Genomic DNA, 15,218 nt, shown 5'->3' on the forward strand with positions numbered 1-15,218 from the left:
TTATGAAAAAGTTTTTTATAATTGGTACGGATACCGAAGTAGGCAAAACATATATATCAACTAAACTTATCGAAGCTTGTGAGTATGAAAATATTAAATCACTTTGTTTGAAACCTGTAGCGTCTGGTAAAAACCAATTTTCAGGACTATGTGAAGATGTAGAGAGTATTCTAAATGCTTATAAGAACAAATTTACAGCAGATGAAATAAACCTAATTTCATTTAGTGAAGCTGTAGCTCCACACATAGTAGCAGCAAAATCAAAAGTAGATATTTCAATTGAAAATCTCAAACAATTTATTGAAGATAAGTATACTCGTCGAGATTTAGATATTCTCTTTATCGAAGGAGCTGGTGGATTATTAACTCCATACTCAAATCATGCTACCCAGTTTGATCTAATAAAGGCTCTGCAAATACCAGTACTACTAGTATCCGCTATAAAAGTTGGTTGCATAAACCATACCTTACTAACTATAAATGAGTTAAATCGTCATAATATTAAATTAACTGGTTGGATTGCTAATTGTAATGACTCAAATATCCAATACATTGATGAACAAATAAATACTATAGAAGAGCTATCAGGATATAAGTGTAGTGCAAAAATTTCTCAAAATGCTGATTATTTAGATTTTATAGATTTATCCAAGATACTAATATCGCCAGAAGAAAATGAATAATTCCCTTCACTATTCTTAATAAGAATTTCGCCATTATTTGCTAGGCCAACATAGTTACAGTTATTATAAGTTTTATCAACTAAAGCTAATGAAAACTCTTTATCTTTTAGATAGTTAAGTGATTCAAATTCATTTTTAAAATATGTAAAACCTTCATTAATGAAAACTGCTAAATCTTCCTTAATAGCTTTGATAATTTGTATAGTTAAGTTAGTTCGATTAGCATGGCGTTGAGATTGTAACTTTATTGATGTCCAATCTTTAGATATTTCTTCATTATATTGCATATTAACATTTATACCAAAACCTATAAATAGCTTCGCTCTACCATTAATTTCGGCACTAACATTTATAATAATACCAGCTATCTTTTTATCATCTACATAGATATCATTAGGCCATTTTAATTTAGCATCTAAGTTAATATTTTTTAGAACTCTTGCGATACTAATTCCAACAACTAGTGATAATCCATTAAGTTTCGATATGTCTAACTCAACTATTTCAAGCATAGTACAGTAGATATTTTTGCCAAATGGTGAAATCCATTTACGTTTAAATCGTCCAAATCCATCTGTTTGGAATTCTGAGATGAAAATTGCATTCTCACTATACTTAGCCTGATTTTCTATTGCATATTTTGATGTTGAGTCTATAGAATAAAAATAGTTTATATTGTTGAAAACTTTGATTAATTCATCAACTTTGATTAGATCTAATTTTTCTTGGAGTCGATATCCAACCCTGGAGTTAGAAGATACTATTATTTGATAGTTATCCTTAAGTGCTTTGATATTTTTTGAAATCGCTGCTCTTGATATACCTAACTTTTGGGCAATATCTTCACCACTTACATATTTTTTATCATTTAAAAAGGTTAATATTTGCTGTTGAGTTTTGTTCATTTAACCTTGCTCTTTTAACAAAATCATAAATTGCTACTTCTATCCAAATAAACAGCTGCAGCACCAAAAACTTGGAAGTCACCTTCCGTTTCTGACCATTCTATTTTAATTTTTTTAGCTGACTGAGTAAAGGCAAATGTTTTAATCTCATCCCACATTGCTTTTTCAAAATACTCTCTAGCTGACATTATTGATCCTGCAATTATTATCACCTCTGGATCTAAAGTATACATTATAGACTTTATTGCTACTCCAAGATGTTTACCAAATTGCTTATAGATGTCTATAGCATCGCTATCATTATTTCTTGCTCGTTTAAGGATCTCAACACCTTCAATACCTATCTTTTTTATAAAGAATTGGCCACTACAATAATCCTCCAAGATTCCATCTAAATATGGCAACATGCCAAACTCTCCTGCTCCGCAATTAGAGTCTTTTAGTAAAGAGCCTTTATTGATAATACCACCACCAATACCCGTGCCTATTGTAATACCAACAAAATTTTCATGCTCTTTGCCCTTGCCATATAGTCTTTGACCTATAGCAAAGCAATTAGCATCATTATCTATAAAAACTGGTACTTTAAACTTTGCCTCTAGTATTTCTTTTAGATGAATCTCTTGCCATGATTTAATATTTTGTACATCATATACAATTCCCTTCTCTCGATCTGCAACACTAGGAATACCAACGCCTATGCCCTCTACTTCAGAAGTGAAAACTTTTGCTATAGTATCTATGACAACATCAATAACAGATTGAGCATTATGTTCTGCATCTGGCGGAATTTTGCTCAAGTAAGAGTCTAATAAATTTTCTCCACATACCCTACCAGCATTGACTTTAGTGCCACCGATATCAACACCAACCACAGTTCTATTCTTAATTTGAATTTCTTTACTCATATCACTTCAACTTATTTTTTAAATAATTCTGTTAGCTTTATAGTTTTATTGTCAATTAATGACTTAGCTGTTATAGCTACATATAAAATATATATTATAGTTAGATATACAAAACACATTCCTATTCTTAAGCCTAAGATATCTCCAATATTACCAACCACTAATGGCACTATAGCACCACCAATTATCCCCGTACAGAATATTCCTGATACTGTTCCATGATGTGATTTTAGAGAATTCATTCCTAATGAAAAAACTCCTCCATACATTATCGATGTCAAAAAGCCACAAACAGGGAAAAATATCAAAGCCATAGTAGCCGGTCCAAACAATGCTAGAGACAATGATATTAGTTGTAAAATTAGAAATACTTTCAAAATATTTTTGACATTATATAACTTCAATAAAACTATACCTAAAATACCGCCAACACATTGCATGATCCAGAATAATGCTACAGTAGTATTGCCTACAGTTTCGGTATTAAAGCCATGATAGTCACTCAAGAATTTAGAAATCCAGACACTAATTCCTTGTTCTTGACCAACATAAGCAAAGATCGCTAAAAAATATATTATTACGACTTTATTTTTTAGAAGATGTAATACAGTAGCAAAACCTTCTAATTTCTCATCTTCCTTCAACTCAACTTTTGGAAATTTAATTAAAGCAATAAATATTACTAGCAAAAACATTACAATTGCATTAAACCAATAAATAGCAACCCAACTAAAGTTTGTCCCTGTTAGCTTATTAAAAAATAGTAAAAAATAATTACTATCTCCAGAATATGGAAGATTCATAACTAAATAAGAAAGTACAAATGGACTAACAAATGATGCCCCACCAAAAAATACTTGCTGTAATACAGAGAAAAATGAGTAATTCTCCTCTCCACCAGCAACTCTTAATAAAGGCCAAAATGCTACCTGTAAAATAGCAGCCGCTGTCCCAACAGTAAATAAACTTACGATATAAGTAAGATAGCTAACTTTTAGACAGAATAAAATTGAACCCAGAGAGCCCAATAAAAAAGCAAATAAGATCATCTTTTTAGATCCATATTTCTCTAGCGCATAACCTGCAGGAATAGAAATAATATATGCTATAAAAAATGCAAAAGGTAATACCCCAGCTTGCGAAAGTGTCAAATGCAGATCGTTAGTTGCATCTGGGATTATAGGTCCTAAAATATTAGTCACAAATGATACAGCAAAAAAGCCAATCATCACGACCGATACTATTAAATAGTTTTTTTTCATAAAATTTGCCTCAAAAAATTTCTAAGTATGAACCCGTTGCCTTAAATTACCACTTAATAAAATTATAAGATAATCAAAAGCTTACTTTTAACAAATATAATACATAATTCAAGTTTATACTATTAAATAGATATTTTTATAGAGTATTTTTAATTCAAAAAATGGTAAATATACTTTTTAATCAAACATCTTTGAGTTATTACTATTACTAAAAAAAATATTAAAGCTTATAATGTTAACTGGAACAAAAACAATTCTGGAGATCTAAATGAAAATAGAAGATGTTAAAAAAAATGTTTTTTCGATGCCGCTAGTATCACCTACAGCAAATAGAATAGCTTATAAATTCACTAATAGAGAATATTTCATAATCGACTATATGGCTGATATAGAAATCCTAAAAAAATATGTACCAGAGCCTCTTAAGCCAACTGGTCTTGTAAAATTTGAATTCATGAAAATGCATGATGCAAATGGTTTTGGTAGTTTTAATGAGGCTGGACAACTTATCGAAGTTGAATTTGAGGGTAAGAAAGGCTTATATTCTCACATCATGCTATTAGATAATCTACCATCAATTGCAGCTGGTCGTGAAATATGGGGCTTTCCAAAAAAATATGCTCACCCTACTCTTACAGTAGATTCTGATACATTATTAGGGACAGTAAAATATAATAGTGTTGATGTAGCTTTTGGAACAATGGGATATAAATATCAAGAGCTTGATAAAGATGCTATCAAAAAATCGCTAGAAGAAACCCCTAACTTCTTACTTAAAACCATACCTCATGTTAATGGTAGAGATGTAAGTATTTGTGAACTTGTTAAATACCATGTTAAAGATGTAACTGTAAAAGGTGCATGGACTGGGCCTGTAGATTTACAAGTATTTAACCATGTTCAAGCCGCTCTTCATCATTTACCAGTTTTAGAAATTGTCAAAGGCTCTCACTTTATCGCTGATGTCACATTAGGCTTTGGTGAAGTGGTCTTTGATTACCTTAAATAAAATATTTCAAGGAGATTTTAAATGTCAGTTAAAAATAAAGTGACTTTAATTACCGGAGCTGCATCGGGTCTTGGACTAGGTATGGCGACAGAATTTGCAAAACAAGGAGCTAAAGTTGTAATTGCAGATTTGGATTTAGAAAAGTCGCAAGAAGTAGCTATAAATTTATCATCAAAATATGATGTAGAAACTATGGCTGTACAAATGGATGTAACAAATGAAGACCAAGTAAAATCAGGTGTAGATCAAACTGTTAAAAAATTTGGTCGTATTGATACTGTGATTAATAACGCAGGTATTCAAATAATATCACCTATAGTAGATTTTAGTGTATCAGCTTGGAAAAAATTATTTGATATTCATATGACTGGTACATTACTTGTAACTCAAGCAGCTATGAGACATATGATTGAACTAAAAACTGGTGGTAGAATTATAGTTGTAGGTTCTGTTCACTCAGTTCTTGCATCAAAAAATAAAGCTGCGTATGTAGCAGCAAAGCATGCTCAAGTTGGCTTTGTCAGAGCTCTTGCTAAAGAAGGTGCTGAGCATAATATATCTTCAAACCTAATTGGCCCAGGGTTTGTGCTAACTCCATTAGTAGAAAAACAAATACCAGAACAGGCAAAAGAGCTAAACATCAGTGAAGAAGAAGTGGTCAAAAATGTTATGCTTGGTGGTACTGCTGATGGTGAATTTACAACTGTTCAAGATATTGCTGATACAGCTATATTCTTAGCTGGATTCAAAACGAATGCTCTAACAGGTCAGAAGATTTTGGTAAGTCATGGTTGGGGAATGTAAACAAAGCTAATACTTCTGTGATATATTTATTATCATATTAATTTTATTCTAAAACTGTAGATGCCTACAAATTCAAATATAAGACAAAAACTAGGTCAACTAATTATGTTGGATTTTCGCTATTGGGGTGAAGATTCAAATAATCAACGTATACCTTTTACAAAAACCAATGATATCGTCAATAAGATCTTCCAAGATTATAACTTAGGTGGTTTTATCCTTTTTAGAGAGAATATTCAAAATAATGAGCAAGTCATCTCTCTATTAAGAGATCTTCAAGCTAACACTAATACACCAATATTTTTCGCTACAGATCAAGAAGGTGGTAGAGTTAATCGCTTACAACAAGGTACTAGTGGCTGCGGTAATATGGCACTAGCTGCGACAGATAATACTAGTAATGCTTATACTATGGCTAAAATAATTGGTGATGAATTATATTCTTTAGGTATCAATATTAATTTTGCTCCAGCTGTAGATGTCAACTCTAACAAAAATAATCCTATTATTGGTGTAAGGTCTTACTCAGATAATCCCAATGTAGTTACTGACTATGCCAAAAATGCTATAAATGGTTATCATGATGCTAAAATCATAGACTGCATTAAGCACTTCCCTGGTCATGGTGATACTGCAACAGATAGTCATTTAGGTAATGTAATCTTAGATAAAACTTTGAAAGAATTACAGACAACAGAACTACTACCCTTTAGTAAACTTGCTAGAGATTGTAGTATGATAATGACAGCTCATATTAGTGTACCAGCCCTAGATGATACCCAGTACCAATCAGTTTCAACAAGTGAAAATATTTATGTGCCAACTACTCTTTCTTATAAGATAATAACTAAATTACTAAAACAACAAATGAAATTTGATGGTCTAGTAGTATCTGATGCTATGGATATGCACGCTATTGCTAAACACTTTGGAACTATTGAAGCTTCTAAATTAGCTATCTTAGCTGGTATAGATATTTTATTAATGCCTATTCGAGTATGGTCAGAAAATGATATTTATAAGTTAGAAGAGCTTTTTTGTGAACTAGAACAAGAATATAATCAAAATCCTAATTTTGCTAATGCAGTTGATAATGCATACACGAATATTACTGATTTCAAAGCAAAACATAAACTCGATGAAAGTTTAATATTCAAACTCTCATACGATGAGCAATTAAAATATGCTAATCAAATAGTTAATTGTAGTGAACATCAACAGATATCTTTAGATATAGCTAAGCAAAGTACAACTATAGTTAAAAATTCAGGTATTATTCCATGCAATCTCAATATGCTAAAAAATATCTTGGTTGTAGATAGTGATAGCCAACGTATGGCAGATTTTCATAATGAGTTACAAAAAATAGTATCAAAAAATAACTCTGCTACTATCATAAACATTGAAAATATTAATAATCAAGATATTGAAACTAGTATTGAAAATGCTGATATAATTTTGCTAATTTCGGCAAATCTTCGTGAATATAATAATGCTTATAGTTATGTAACTTCTATAAAGCCAGAGCAAACTATAAATATCGCAGCACTTACTCCTTATGATATTAACTATATCGATAATATTATTAATTATGTTTGTATTTATGGTGCGACTTCTATGGATCAAACAAATTATACAAAGACTTCTTTGAAAATTAATATTCAAGCAGCATTAGAAAATATTTTTAGTGATAATATCCCAACAGGAAAATTACCTGTTCAGATTTAATATCTTAAACTGTTTTTGAACCAAAGAATTCATAATGAATATTTTTTTCTCTAACGCCATTTTTTAATAACTTTTCATGTATAGAAAGCATAAATTCTTTAGGTCCACAAAAGAAGTATTGAGCATCATTCTTACCTTCACTAATGTGTTGTTGGACAGTATCTATACACACTAGTCCTTGCTTTGCATCAGATCCAGAATTATCTTCATAGAAAAAAATAGTTTTAAGTCTTGGGTTCTCACTTGATAGTTTTTCCAACAGCTTAGCAAAAGGATGTTCATTTTTGTTTTTCTTACCACAAACAAAAAGTACTTGTCTTCGATTTTGTGTTTTTAGCTCCGATAAAAGCATACTCATTAAAGGTGTAATACCGATTCCTGCTGAAATTAAAACTATCGGTTTATCAAGATTTTTATTTGCTTCCAAGAAAAATTCGCCGCAAGGAGGTGCTATTTCTATTTTATCACCAACTTTTATCTCATGCGATAGGTATTGAGATACATAACCTTGATCCTCTTGTTTAACTGTTATTCTTAGATAATCCTCACCAGTAGCTGAAGAAATACTATAATTTCTCATAGTAGTCATTCCATTATATGGAACTCTAACAGTAATATATTGTCCTGGTTTGAAATCATATCTTCTGAAAAGATCATTTTTAAAATAGAAAGAATATGTATTTATACTCTCATTTTCTTTTTTGATTACCTCAAACTCTTTAAAATTATTCCAACCATACTGCTCTAAATTCTCTTCGTATATACTCTTTTCACGATTAATCAAAATTTCAGCTAATAAATTGTAGGCTGCTGTCCAAGCTATAACTATGTCATCATTATCATTTAAGTTTAGAACCTCTTTGATTGATTCGATTAAGTTAGAACCTACTACTGGATAATGCTCCGCTTTGATTTGTAATGATGCATGTTTTTGGGCTATTAGCTCTACTGCATTGCCTAAAACTTCAAGATTCTCAATATTTTTTGCATAAGCCAAAATTGCTGCAGCTAAAGCTTCTGGTTGAGATGAGTTTTTTTGTCTTGAGGTATTAAAAAACTTTTTAACTTCGGGATTATGCTTAAACATTCTATCATAGAAATGTTTTGTTAAAGCAACTCCATTTTCTTCTAAAACAGGAATTGTTGCTTTTATAGTATCTATATTCTTTTGGCTTAACATAATATATCTCCATATACTCAAATTATAATATGCATTATATATGCATATTATAATTTATGCAAATTTATCCTATAATTTGGAAACATCTTTTCTAAAATATTTTGTATGAATTTAACTTCTTTTACTGATTACTCTCTTAGAATATTAATAATTTTAGGATCAAATCCCAAACAAAAATATAAAACTAAGGATCTTATAGAGTTATTAGATATTAAACTTAATCATGCTACTAAAATCATTAATAAACTATCCAATCTCAACTATATAGAATCATATAAAGGTAGATTTGGTGGTGTATCAATTTCTAATGCTACATACAATATCAAATTATCAACTATTGTCAAAGAATTAGAACCAATGAACATTGTAGAATGTTTTGATAAGGATAAAGCAACCTGTCCATTAATACCAAACTGTAAACTCAAATTTATACTAAATCAAGCAAGCAATGATTTTATAGCACGATTAAATGACTATAGATTTATTGATATATGCAATATCGTGCCTTCAAATCAAAATAATGATTAAATCTTTAGACTATATTTTTATATCTTCACTAGCAACTATCGTCGCATTATCTTGACTAGAGATTACATAAAATTTACTTGGATTAAGTTGTTTTTTATAGTCAACAAAAGCTAGAGGACTATGCTCTTTAGGTTTATTTTTTACAACAAGAATATTTAATTGGTTTGAGTTGTTCCAATATTTAATAAATTTATCAAATTTCATTAAATATTTATCTACATTCGATTTAGGGAACTGTCTAACATCATCTAACTCTCCCTCATCATTTATAATAATTACATTACGTTTAGTGTAGAAGATAATATCATAAAAGCGATCACTCTCAAAAACTTGAGCATTTGGATATTTCTGATATATTTTAGATATTTCTTGAGCTGTCTTATATTTAGAGCTTGTATCAAAATAATCTCCCAATAAATAACCTAAATTTGCAACAACCATCATCATAATACAAATATAAGCAACTAATTTATTTACTGAAAAAATATTTAATTCTTTGATTAATTTAATCGTGATTGTAATAGCTATTATTGCAATTGCTAATAAAATTAAGATATATCTAGAGCCAAAACTCCAATACTGAGGAAGGCATAAAAGAACTAAGGCCACAGCAGGTAGCAAAGCAAAAACAAGGATAATAAATTTAAAGCTTATACTATCCCACTTATCAAACTTTTGTAAGTCTATACTCTTAAAGTGCATAGCTACAAGTATTGATAATGGTAATATTAATGGTGCTAGATAACCAAATAAGAAAGATTTAGAAATCCCAAAAAATATAAATATAAATGTTGCCCAAATAAATAAAAACCACTTATCTGAATTTTGCTTACGATTTTTAAAAGCTTGTTTTGAGAAGAAACTCTTAAGAATTTTAGGTAAAAACAGAGTCCAAGGAAAAAAAGCTCCCATAATTGCTAACAAATAAATAATTTTAGAAACTTCTCTATTTTGCTCATCTGTTGAAAATCTGAGTATTTGTTGAACTACTATGTAGTAATAAGCAAAATTAGGATGATACTGTTCAACTGCAAATATCCATGGTAACGAAATGACTGCTACAATTACCAAACCTAAGTAAAGCCTAATATCAAGTAGCCTTTTATACTGTCCCATAATAAGAGAATATAGACCTACTATAGCCATAGGAAAAACTATTCCCATCAATCCCTTGGTCATAACCGCTAACCCAGCAAATACAAAGGCTAAAGTAAGCCAATATGTACTTTTCTTGTAATCATCATATTTAAGGCTTACCCAATAGCTAAGCATAGTCATATTTGAAAATACAGCTATAGCCAAGTCCATGTTCAGATATCTACCAACAAATAGAAATAAAACTGTACTTAAACTTACTCCTACTGATAATAGTGCTGTTTGACGGCAACCTAATACTTTGCGTACTGTTATATATGTAAAAATTAAACATATACCTAGTAATACAGGATTTACAAGTCTTGCTCCCCATGTATTCTCGCCAAAAATGCTCATAAATATACAAGTAATCCAATATACTAGTGGAGGCTTGTGAAAAAATATCATTCCATCAATATATGGAACTATAAAGTTATGGTTAGCGAGCATCTCTCTTGCTACTTCAGAATACCTAGTTTCATCAGGAGCATAAAAATTAGCTACACCATACATACAAAAAGCTACAATAATCGTAGCTAAAATTAGCAAAATATCTTTAAATTTATTATTCATTGGAATTGATTAACTTTGATTTTCCTGGAAGAATTTTTTAGTAAGACAAATAGTTTTTTCGATATCTTCATCACTATGAGCAATTGATATGAAGCCTGCTTCATAAGCAGATGGTGCTAGATATACGCCATTATCAAGCATATATGCAAAATATTGATTAAACATTTTAAGATTAGTTTTACCTAAATCTGTAAATGTATTAACAGCGACCTTTTCATTACAGAAAAATAGTCCAAACATTCCACCTAAATATTTCGCATGGAAATTAAAGCCATAGGCTCCAGCAGCTTCATTCAACCCATCAACTAACTGTTTAGCTTTGGCTTCCAATCTAACAAAGAAGCCCTCTTGTGAAACTTTTTCTAATGTTTTGATACCAGCTGCCATAGCAATTGGATTCCCTGATAAAGTACCTGCTTGATATACTGGTCCAGCGGGAGATACTTTTTGCATAATTTCTTTACGACCTCCAAAAGCGCCTACTGGCATACCACCGCCAATCACTTTACCTAATGTTGTTAAATCAGGCTTCACATTATAAATACTTTGAGCACCACCCAAAGCAACTCTAAAACCAGTCATCACTTCATCAAAGATAAGTAGACTATTATTTTCATCACATACTGCTCTAAGCTTAGCTAGGAAATCATCTTGTGGGAAAATCATATTCATATTGCCAGCTATTGGCTCAACTATGATACAAGCAATTTCATCTTTGTATTTTTCAAAGAGGGCTTGTATAGATTCGATATCATTGAAGCTAGCAACTAAAGTATCCTTAACTACATCTTCTGGTACACCTGGTGAATTTGGCTGACCTAATGATAGTGCTCCAGATCCAGCAGCTACAAGAAACTCATCAGCATGTCCATGATAGCAGCCTTCAAATTTTATAATTTTATTTCTACCTGTATATGCTCTTGCTAATCTAATAGCACTCATTGTCGCTTCAGTACCGGAATTTACGAATCTAACTTGTTCAATATTTGGCATAAGCTCTACTATTTTTTTAGCAAGCTCAATCTCTTGTTTACAAGGAGCACCATAACTTAGACCATTTTTTAGCTGACATTGTATAGCTTCAAGGACATCATCATCACCATGACCTAAAATCATTGGCCCCCACGATCCGATATAATCTATATATTTGTTCCAATCAACATCATATAAATAAGCACCTTTCGCTGATTTTATGAATCTTGGGAATTCTTGTCCAACACTTTTAAATGCTCTAACTGGAGAGTTGACTCCGCCAGGAATATATTGCTGTGCTTCTTGGAATAAACTTTGAGAGTTAATTTTATTCTCCATGTTCTTGTTCCTGCCTCATTTTATTTATTTTTTTCTCAACTGCTTGCATTAATAAGCTTGCAGCATTAACTTTGGTAGCTTTATAAATTTCTTGAATACCTGTTGGGCTAGTAATATTTACTTCTGTTAGTTTATCTCCTATCACATCTAAACCAGCAAAGATTACACCCTCTTTCTTTAATTTCTTGGCAACTTTTTTAGCTATTTTATAGTCTTGTTCCTGAAGTTCTCTTACTTCAGCTCTAGCTCCAACTGCTAAGTTACCGCGATTATCACTATCACTAGGAACTCTAGCCAAGAGATATTTAATAGGTTCTCCATTGACTATCAAAATTCTCTTATCACCATCTTTGATTGCTTCTTGATAATCTTGTACCATTATATATCTAGTTTCATGATGCGTTAGCGTTTCAAGTATGACGTTTTTATTCTTATCTCCATCTTTGATCCTAAAGATAGAGCTGCCACCCATTCCATCAAGAGGTTTAACAATAATATCTTTATGCTCTGCGTAAAATTGATTAATCTGCTTATAGTTTCTAGTTATAAGAGTATTCGGTGCAAATTTAGGATAATTTGAAATAGCTACTTTCTCATTAAAATCTCTAAGTGCTTGTGGATTATTTACGATTAACACCCCATGTTTTTTTGCCAAATCAAGCATATATGTCACATATATATACTCCATATTAAATGGTGGATCTTTACGCATAAAAATACAGTCAAGATCTAACAGTGATAAATCATGATGCTGAGATAATACTTCATACCAAGATTCTTTTGCTTTATGGATTTTTATCTTAAGCGCATAGCCTTTTGGTTTACCATTGATTATAGATAAATCATTTAAATAAAAAGTATAAATTTCCCAGCCTTTATCTTGAGCTGCTTGTAGCATCATATACGTGCTATCTTTTGAAATATTAAAAGAGTTTAAGTTATCTATTATAAATCCTACTTTCATTATTTATCCTATTTTATACCCAATATATTTATCTAAATCTTTACCATTTAAAATATCTGCAATATTTAACATTTTCTTGTTGGGAAATTGTAATTGCTTAAATCTAATTATCCTGTCATTTGTAGCGATATCAAAACCATTTTTAGTTATATCTATAATTGCTGTAACTTCATCATCTGCTGATTTTTCAAGTATCTCAAAATCACCTACTTTGACTTGCTCACCTTCTAGCATAAAAAATGCTGATGGCCATGGGGTAAATGCTCTAATATGACAACTAATTTCTTTGGCAGATTTTGTGAAATCTATAAGACCTTCTTGCTTAGTAATCTTATGTGCATAAGTAGGCTCACCTTGCTGAGGTTGCGACTTAATCGTATCAATATTTTCTAGAGTTTCTAATAATGGTTTTATTGATAGTTTAGCAAATTTATCATATAGTGATTGTGATGTATCTGTATCTTGTATCTTAATCTCTAGAGTATTCAATATATCTCCAGTATCAAGTCCAGCATCCATTTGCATTATACAGATCCCAGTTTTAGAGTCTCCTGCTTGAATTGCTCTCTGGATAGGTGCTGCACCACGCCATTTAGGAAGTAATGAAACATGAATATTTAAACAACCATATTTAGGAATATCCAAAAACTCCTGAGGCACTATAATTCCGTAGGCTATCACAACTATAACATCTGGTTTTAGTTCTCTAATTTGCTCAAGTACTTGAGGATCTTTCTTAAAAGACAATGGTTGAAGCACTGGTGTGTTGTTGGCTATAGCGACTTCTTTAACAGGTGAGAATTGTATTTTCTTACCACGCCCTTTTGCTCTATCAGGCTGAGTAAGCACCGCTTGAATATTATGCTGTGATTGGTATAGGTCTTTTAAAACTTGTGCTGAAATATCAGGAGTTCCAGCAAAAACTATATTTAACTTTTTCACACTTATCCTCTAAATCCGAAGGCTCTTAGCTGAACATTATTATGCTTGTCGATTGATGAGCATACATATTTTAATTTAAATATACCATTGTCAGCAGCAATCGCCACAGCAACTTTTAAATCTTCAGCGCAAAGCATTTCTTTTGTTTGAGCTAGTGACTTAATATGTCCTACGACATTTATAACACCAACACTATTATTCAAATTATCTTCACGTCCTAACTTCGTAGTAATCACTTCACTCTGATCTATTTTCTGTAACTTAGCAAAATTATGACCAGGCAAAAATATACCTTTTGGCTCATTTTGGAAATCACCACCAAAAGCTTTTATACAAATAAATAATAAAATTACACTAGTAAAAGTGTATAAGATATTTTGATACATTTTTGTCATATCTAATCTCTAAAAGCGTATGCTCTCAGCTGAACACTACTTAATTCAGTAATTTGCCCCTCTGGGAACAGACAAACATATCTTATCTCATGTGCTCCATTTTGAGCAGCTAATTTTGCAGCTTCTCTTATATTTTCATTGCATAGTTTTTGGAAATCTCTCTCTTTATCCACACCTATTACTACTCTTATTTCACCTATGCTATCTTGTGTATCTGTCTGATAGCGTAAATTGAAAATCTTGACTTGGCTTGGGTCTGTCGCAGGTAGCTTTGCACTATATTTTGATAAATAGATACCTTTTGGTTCAGGGGTATTCTTAGAAACAAAAAAATATATACAAGATATAAAAACTATAACCAATATACCAACATACATCAAATTTTGACTGAATCGACTCATTAAAATTAAATATTACTCTAAACTAGCTAGATTTTAACACATCTAGTCTATATTGGCTAAATATTAAGTTATTCAGATAAGTATTAGAAACAAATTGAAAATCATAACTAAAACAATTATTATATTTATAAATTTAAATATATATTTATTTCAATATGTCATCCATCACAAGTTTTTTAAAAGTAATTTCTGATAAAAATAGATTAATTATTTTATATGTATTAAACAAAAATACTCTTTGCGTATGTGATATCCAAAGACTTATCTCATTAACTCAAGGAGCGCTATCAATACAGCTAAAAAATCTTATAACTGCTGGATTGCTAGAGTCTTTTAAACAAGGCAAATGGGTATTTTATAAACTAGATAAAAATATTCCAGGATATCAGTTAAATATTTTAAATGAGCTTTTCAAACAAATAGATAAAGACGAAGAAGTTCAACAAATAATATCTAAACTAGAAATTTCTGAAATTTGTAAAATTTAAGGA

Annotated in this window: 16 protein-coding genes; 6 read left to right on the plus strand and 10 right to left on the minus strand. The window is 30.8% G+C overall.

Going from position 1 to position 15,218, the window contains the following annotated elements; genetic code table 11:
• Window positions 1-2: 2 nt before the first annotated feature.
• Entirely contained in the window at window positions 3-683 is a 681-nt protein-coding gene (gene bioD, locus F3D59_RS06725) for a dethiobiotin synthase (protein ID WP_150464277.1), read from the plus strand.
• Here bioD and F3D59_RS06730 read toward each other — a convergent pair.
• Genes F3D59_RS06730 through F3D59_RS06740 form a run of 3 tightly spaced genes read right to left on the minus strand, consistent with a single transcriptional unit; the run spans window position 626 to window position 3,758 of the window.
• Window positions 626-1,588: a biotin--[acetyl-CoA-carboxylase] ligase gene (locus F3D59_RS06730; RefSeq protein ID WP_150464278.1), complete on the minus strand. Its 963-nt coding sequence runs from the start codon at window positions 1,586-1,588 to the stop codon at window positions 626-628. The genes bioD and F3D59_RS06730 overlap by 58 nt on opposite strands.
• Window positions 1,589-1,611: 23 nt before the next feature.
• Window positions 1,612-2,496 carry an ROK family protein gene (locus F3D59_RS06735; protein ID WP_088821188.1) on the minus strand — a complete coding sequence of 295 codons (885 nt, stop codon included), beginning with the start codon at window positions 2,494-2,496 and terminating at the stop codon, window positions 1,612-1,614.
• Between the two features lie 11 nt (window positions 2,497-2,507).
• A complete protein-coding gene (locus F3D59_RS06740; protein WP_150464279.1) occupies window positions 2,508-3,758 on the minus strand; it encodes a sugar MFS transporter in 1,251 nt (416 codons plus the stop codon).
• A 268-nt stretch (window positions 3,759-4,026) separates the two neighbouring features.
• On the opposite strand from F3D59_RS06740, the gene F3D59_RS06745 reads away from it, so the two are divergent.
• The 3 genes from F3D59_RS06745 to F3D59_RS06755 are packed head-to-tail and all read left to right on the plus strand — an operon-like array spanning window position 4,027 to window position 7,299.
• Window positions 4,027-4,767 (plus strand): acetoacetate decarboxylase, encoded by a 741-nt coding sequence (locus F3D59_RS06745; protein WP_150464280.1) that lies wholly within the window; start codon window positions 4,027-4,029, stop codon window positions 4,765-4,767.
• Between the two features lie 21 nt (window positions 4,768-4,788).
• On the plus strand, window positions 4,789-5,571 hold the full coding sequence (locus tag F3D59_RS06750) for a 3-hydroxybutyrate dehydrogenase (RefSeq protein ID WP_150464281.1): 783 nt from the start codon (window positions 4,789-4,791) through the stop codon (window positions 5,569-5,571).
• A gap of 60 nt (window positions 5,572-5,631) precedes the next feature.
• Window positions 5,632-7,299, plus strand: a complete 1,668-nt coding sequence (locus tag F3D59_RS06755) for a glycoside hydrolase family 3 protein (RefSeq protein ID WP_150464282.1) — start codon at window positions 5,632-5,634, stop codon at window positions 7,297-7,299.
• A 4-nt stretch (window positions 7,300-7,303) separates the two neighbouring features.
• Here the strand turns inward: F3D59_RS06755 and hmpA are convergent, their stop codons facing one another.
• Window positions 7,304-8,479, minus strand: a complete 1,176-nt coding sequence (gene hmpA / locus F3D59_RS06760; RefSeq protein WP_150464283.1) for an NO-inducible flavohemoprotein — start codon at window positions 8,477-8,479, stop codon at window positions 7,304-7,306.
• Window positions 8,480-8,584: 105 nt separating this feature from the next.
• Between hmpA and F3D59_RS06765 the strand changes: the two genes are divergently transcribed.
• Window positions 8,585-9,007, plus strand: a complete 423-nt coding sequence (locus F3D59_RS06765) for an Rrf2 family transcriptional regulator (protein ID WP_146421431.1) — start codon at window positions 8,585-8,587, stop codon at window positions 9,005-9,007.
• A gap of 9 nt (window positions 9,008-9,016) precedes the next feature.
• On the opposite strand, the gene F3D59_RS06770 is transcribed toward F3D59_RS06765, so the two are convergent.
• The 6 genes from F3D59_RS06770 to F3D59_RS06795 are packed head-to-tail and all read right to left on the minus strand — an operon-like array spanning window position 9,017 to window position 14,727.
• Window positions 9,017-10,714, minus strand: coding sequence for an ArnT family glycosyltransferase (locus F3D59_RS06770; protein WP_150464284.1), 1,698 nt, complete (start codon window positions 10,712-10,714; stop codon window positions 9,017-9,019).
• 9 nt (window positions 10,715-10,723) lie between these two features.
• Window positions 10,724-12,025, minus strand: coding sequence for a glutamate-1-semialdehyde 2,1-aminomutase (gene hemL / locus F3D59_RS06775; RefSeq protein WP_150464285.1), 1,302 nt, complete (start codon window positions 12,023-12,025; stop codon window positions 10,724-10,726).
• Window positions 12,015-12,989 (minus strand): glutathione synthase, encoded by a 975-nt coding sequence (gshB, locus tag F3D59_RS06780; protein WP_150464286.1) that lies wholly within the window; start codon window positions 12,987-12,989, stop codon window positions 12,015-12,017. Before gshB ends, hemL begins: the two co-directional genes overlap by 11 nt.
• A 3-nt stretch (window positions 12,990-12,992) precedes the next feature.
• On the minus strand, window positions 12,993-13,931 hold the full coding sequence (gene fmt / locus F3D59_RS06785) for a methionyl-tRNA formyltransferase (protein WP_150464287.1): 939 nt from the start codon (window positions 13,929-13,931) through the stop codon (window positions 12,993-12,995).
• A 2-nt stretch (window positions 13,932-13,933) separates the two neighbouring features.
• Window positions 13,934-14,326, minus strand: a complete 393-nt coding sequence (locus tag F3D59_RS06790) for a hypothetical protein (protein ID WP_150464288.1) — start codon at window positions 14,324-14,326, stop codon at window positions 13,934-13,936.
• A gap of 2 nt (window positions 14,327-14,328) precedes the next feature.
• Window positions 14,329-14,727, minus strand: a complete 399-nt coding sequence (locus F3D59_RS06795) for a hypothetical protein (protein ID WP_150464289.1) — start codon at window positions 14,725-14,727, stop codon at window positions 14,329-14,331.
• A 155-nt stretch (window positions 14,728-14,882) separates the two neighbouring features.
• On the opposite strand from F3D59_RS06795, the gene F3D59_RS06800 reads away from it, so the two are divergent.
• Window positions 14,883-15,215 (plus strand): ArsR/SmtB family transcription factor, encoded by a 333-nt coding sequence (locus F3D59_RS06800; RefSeq protein WP_150464290.1) that lies wholly within the window; start codon window positions 14,883-14,885, stop codon window positions 15,213-15,215.
• Window positions 15,216-15,218: the final 3 nt, after the last annotated feature.

Origin of the sequence: Francisella sp. XLW-1 (assembly GCF_008711455.1) — a bacterium.
Classification (GTDB): Bacteria; Pseudomonadota; Gammaproteobacteria; order Francisellales; family Francisellaceae; genus Francisella; species Francisella salimarina.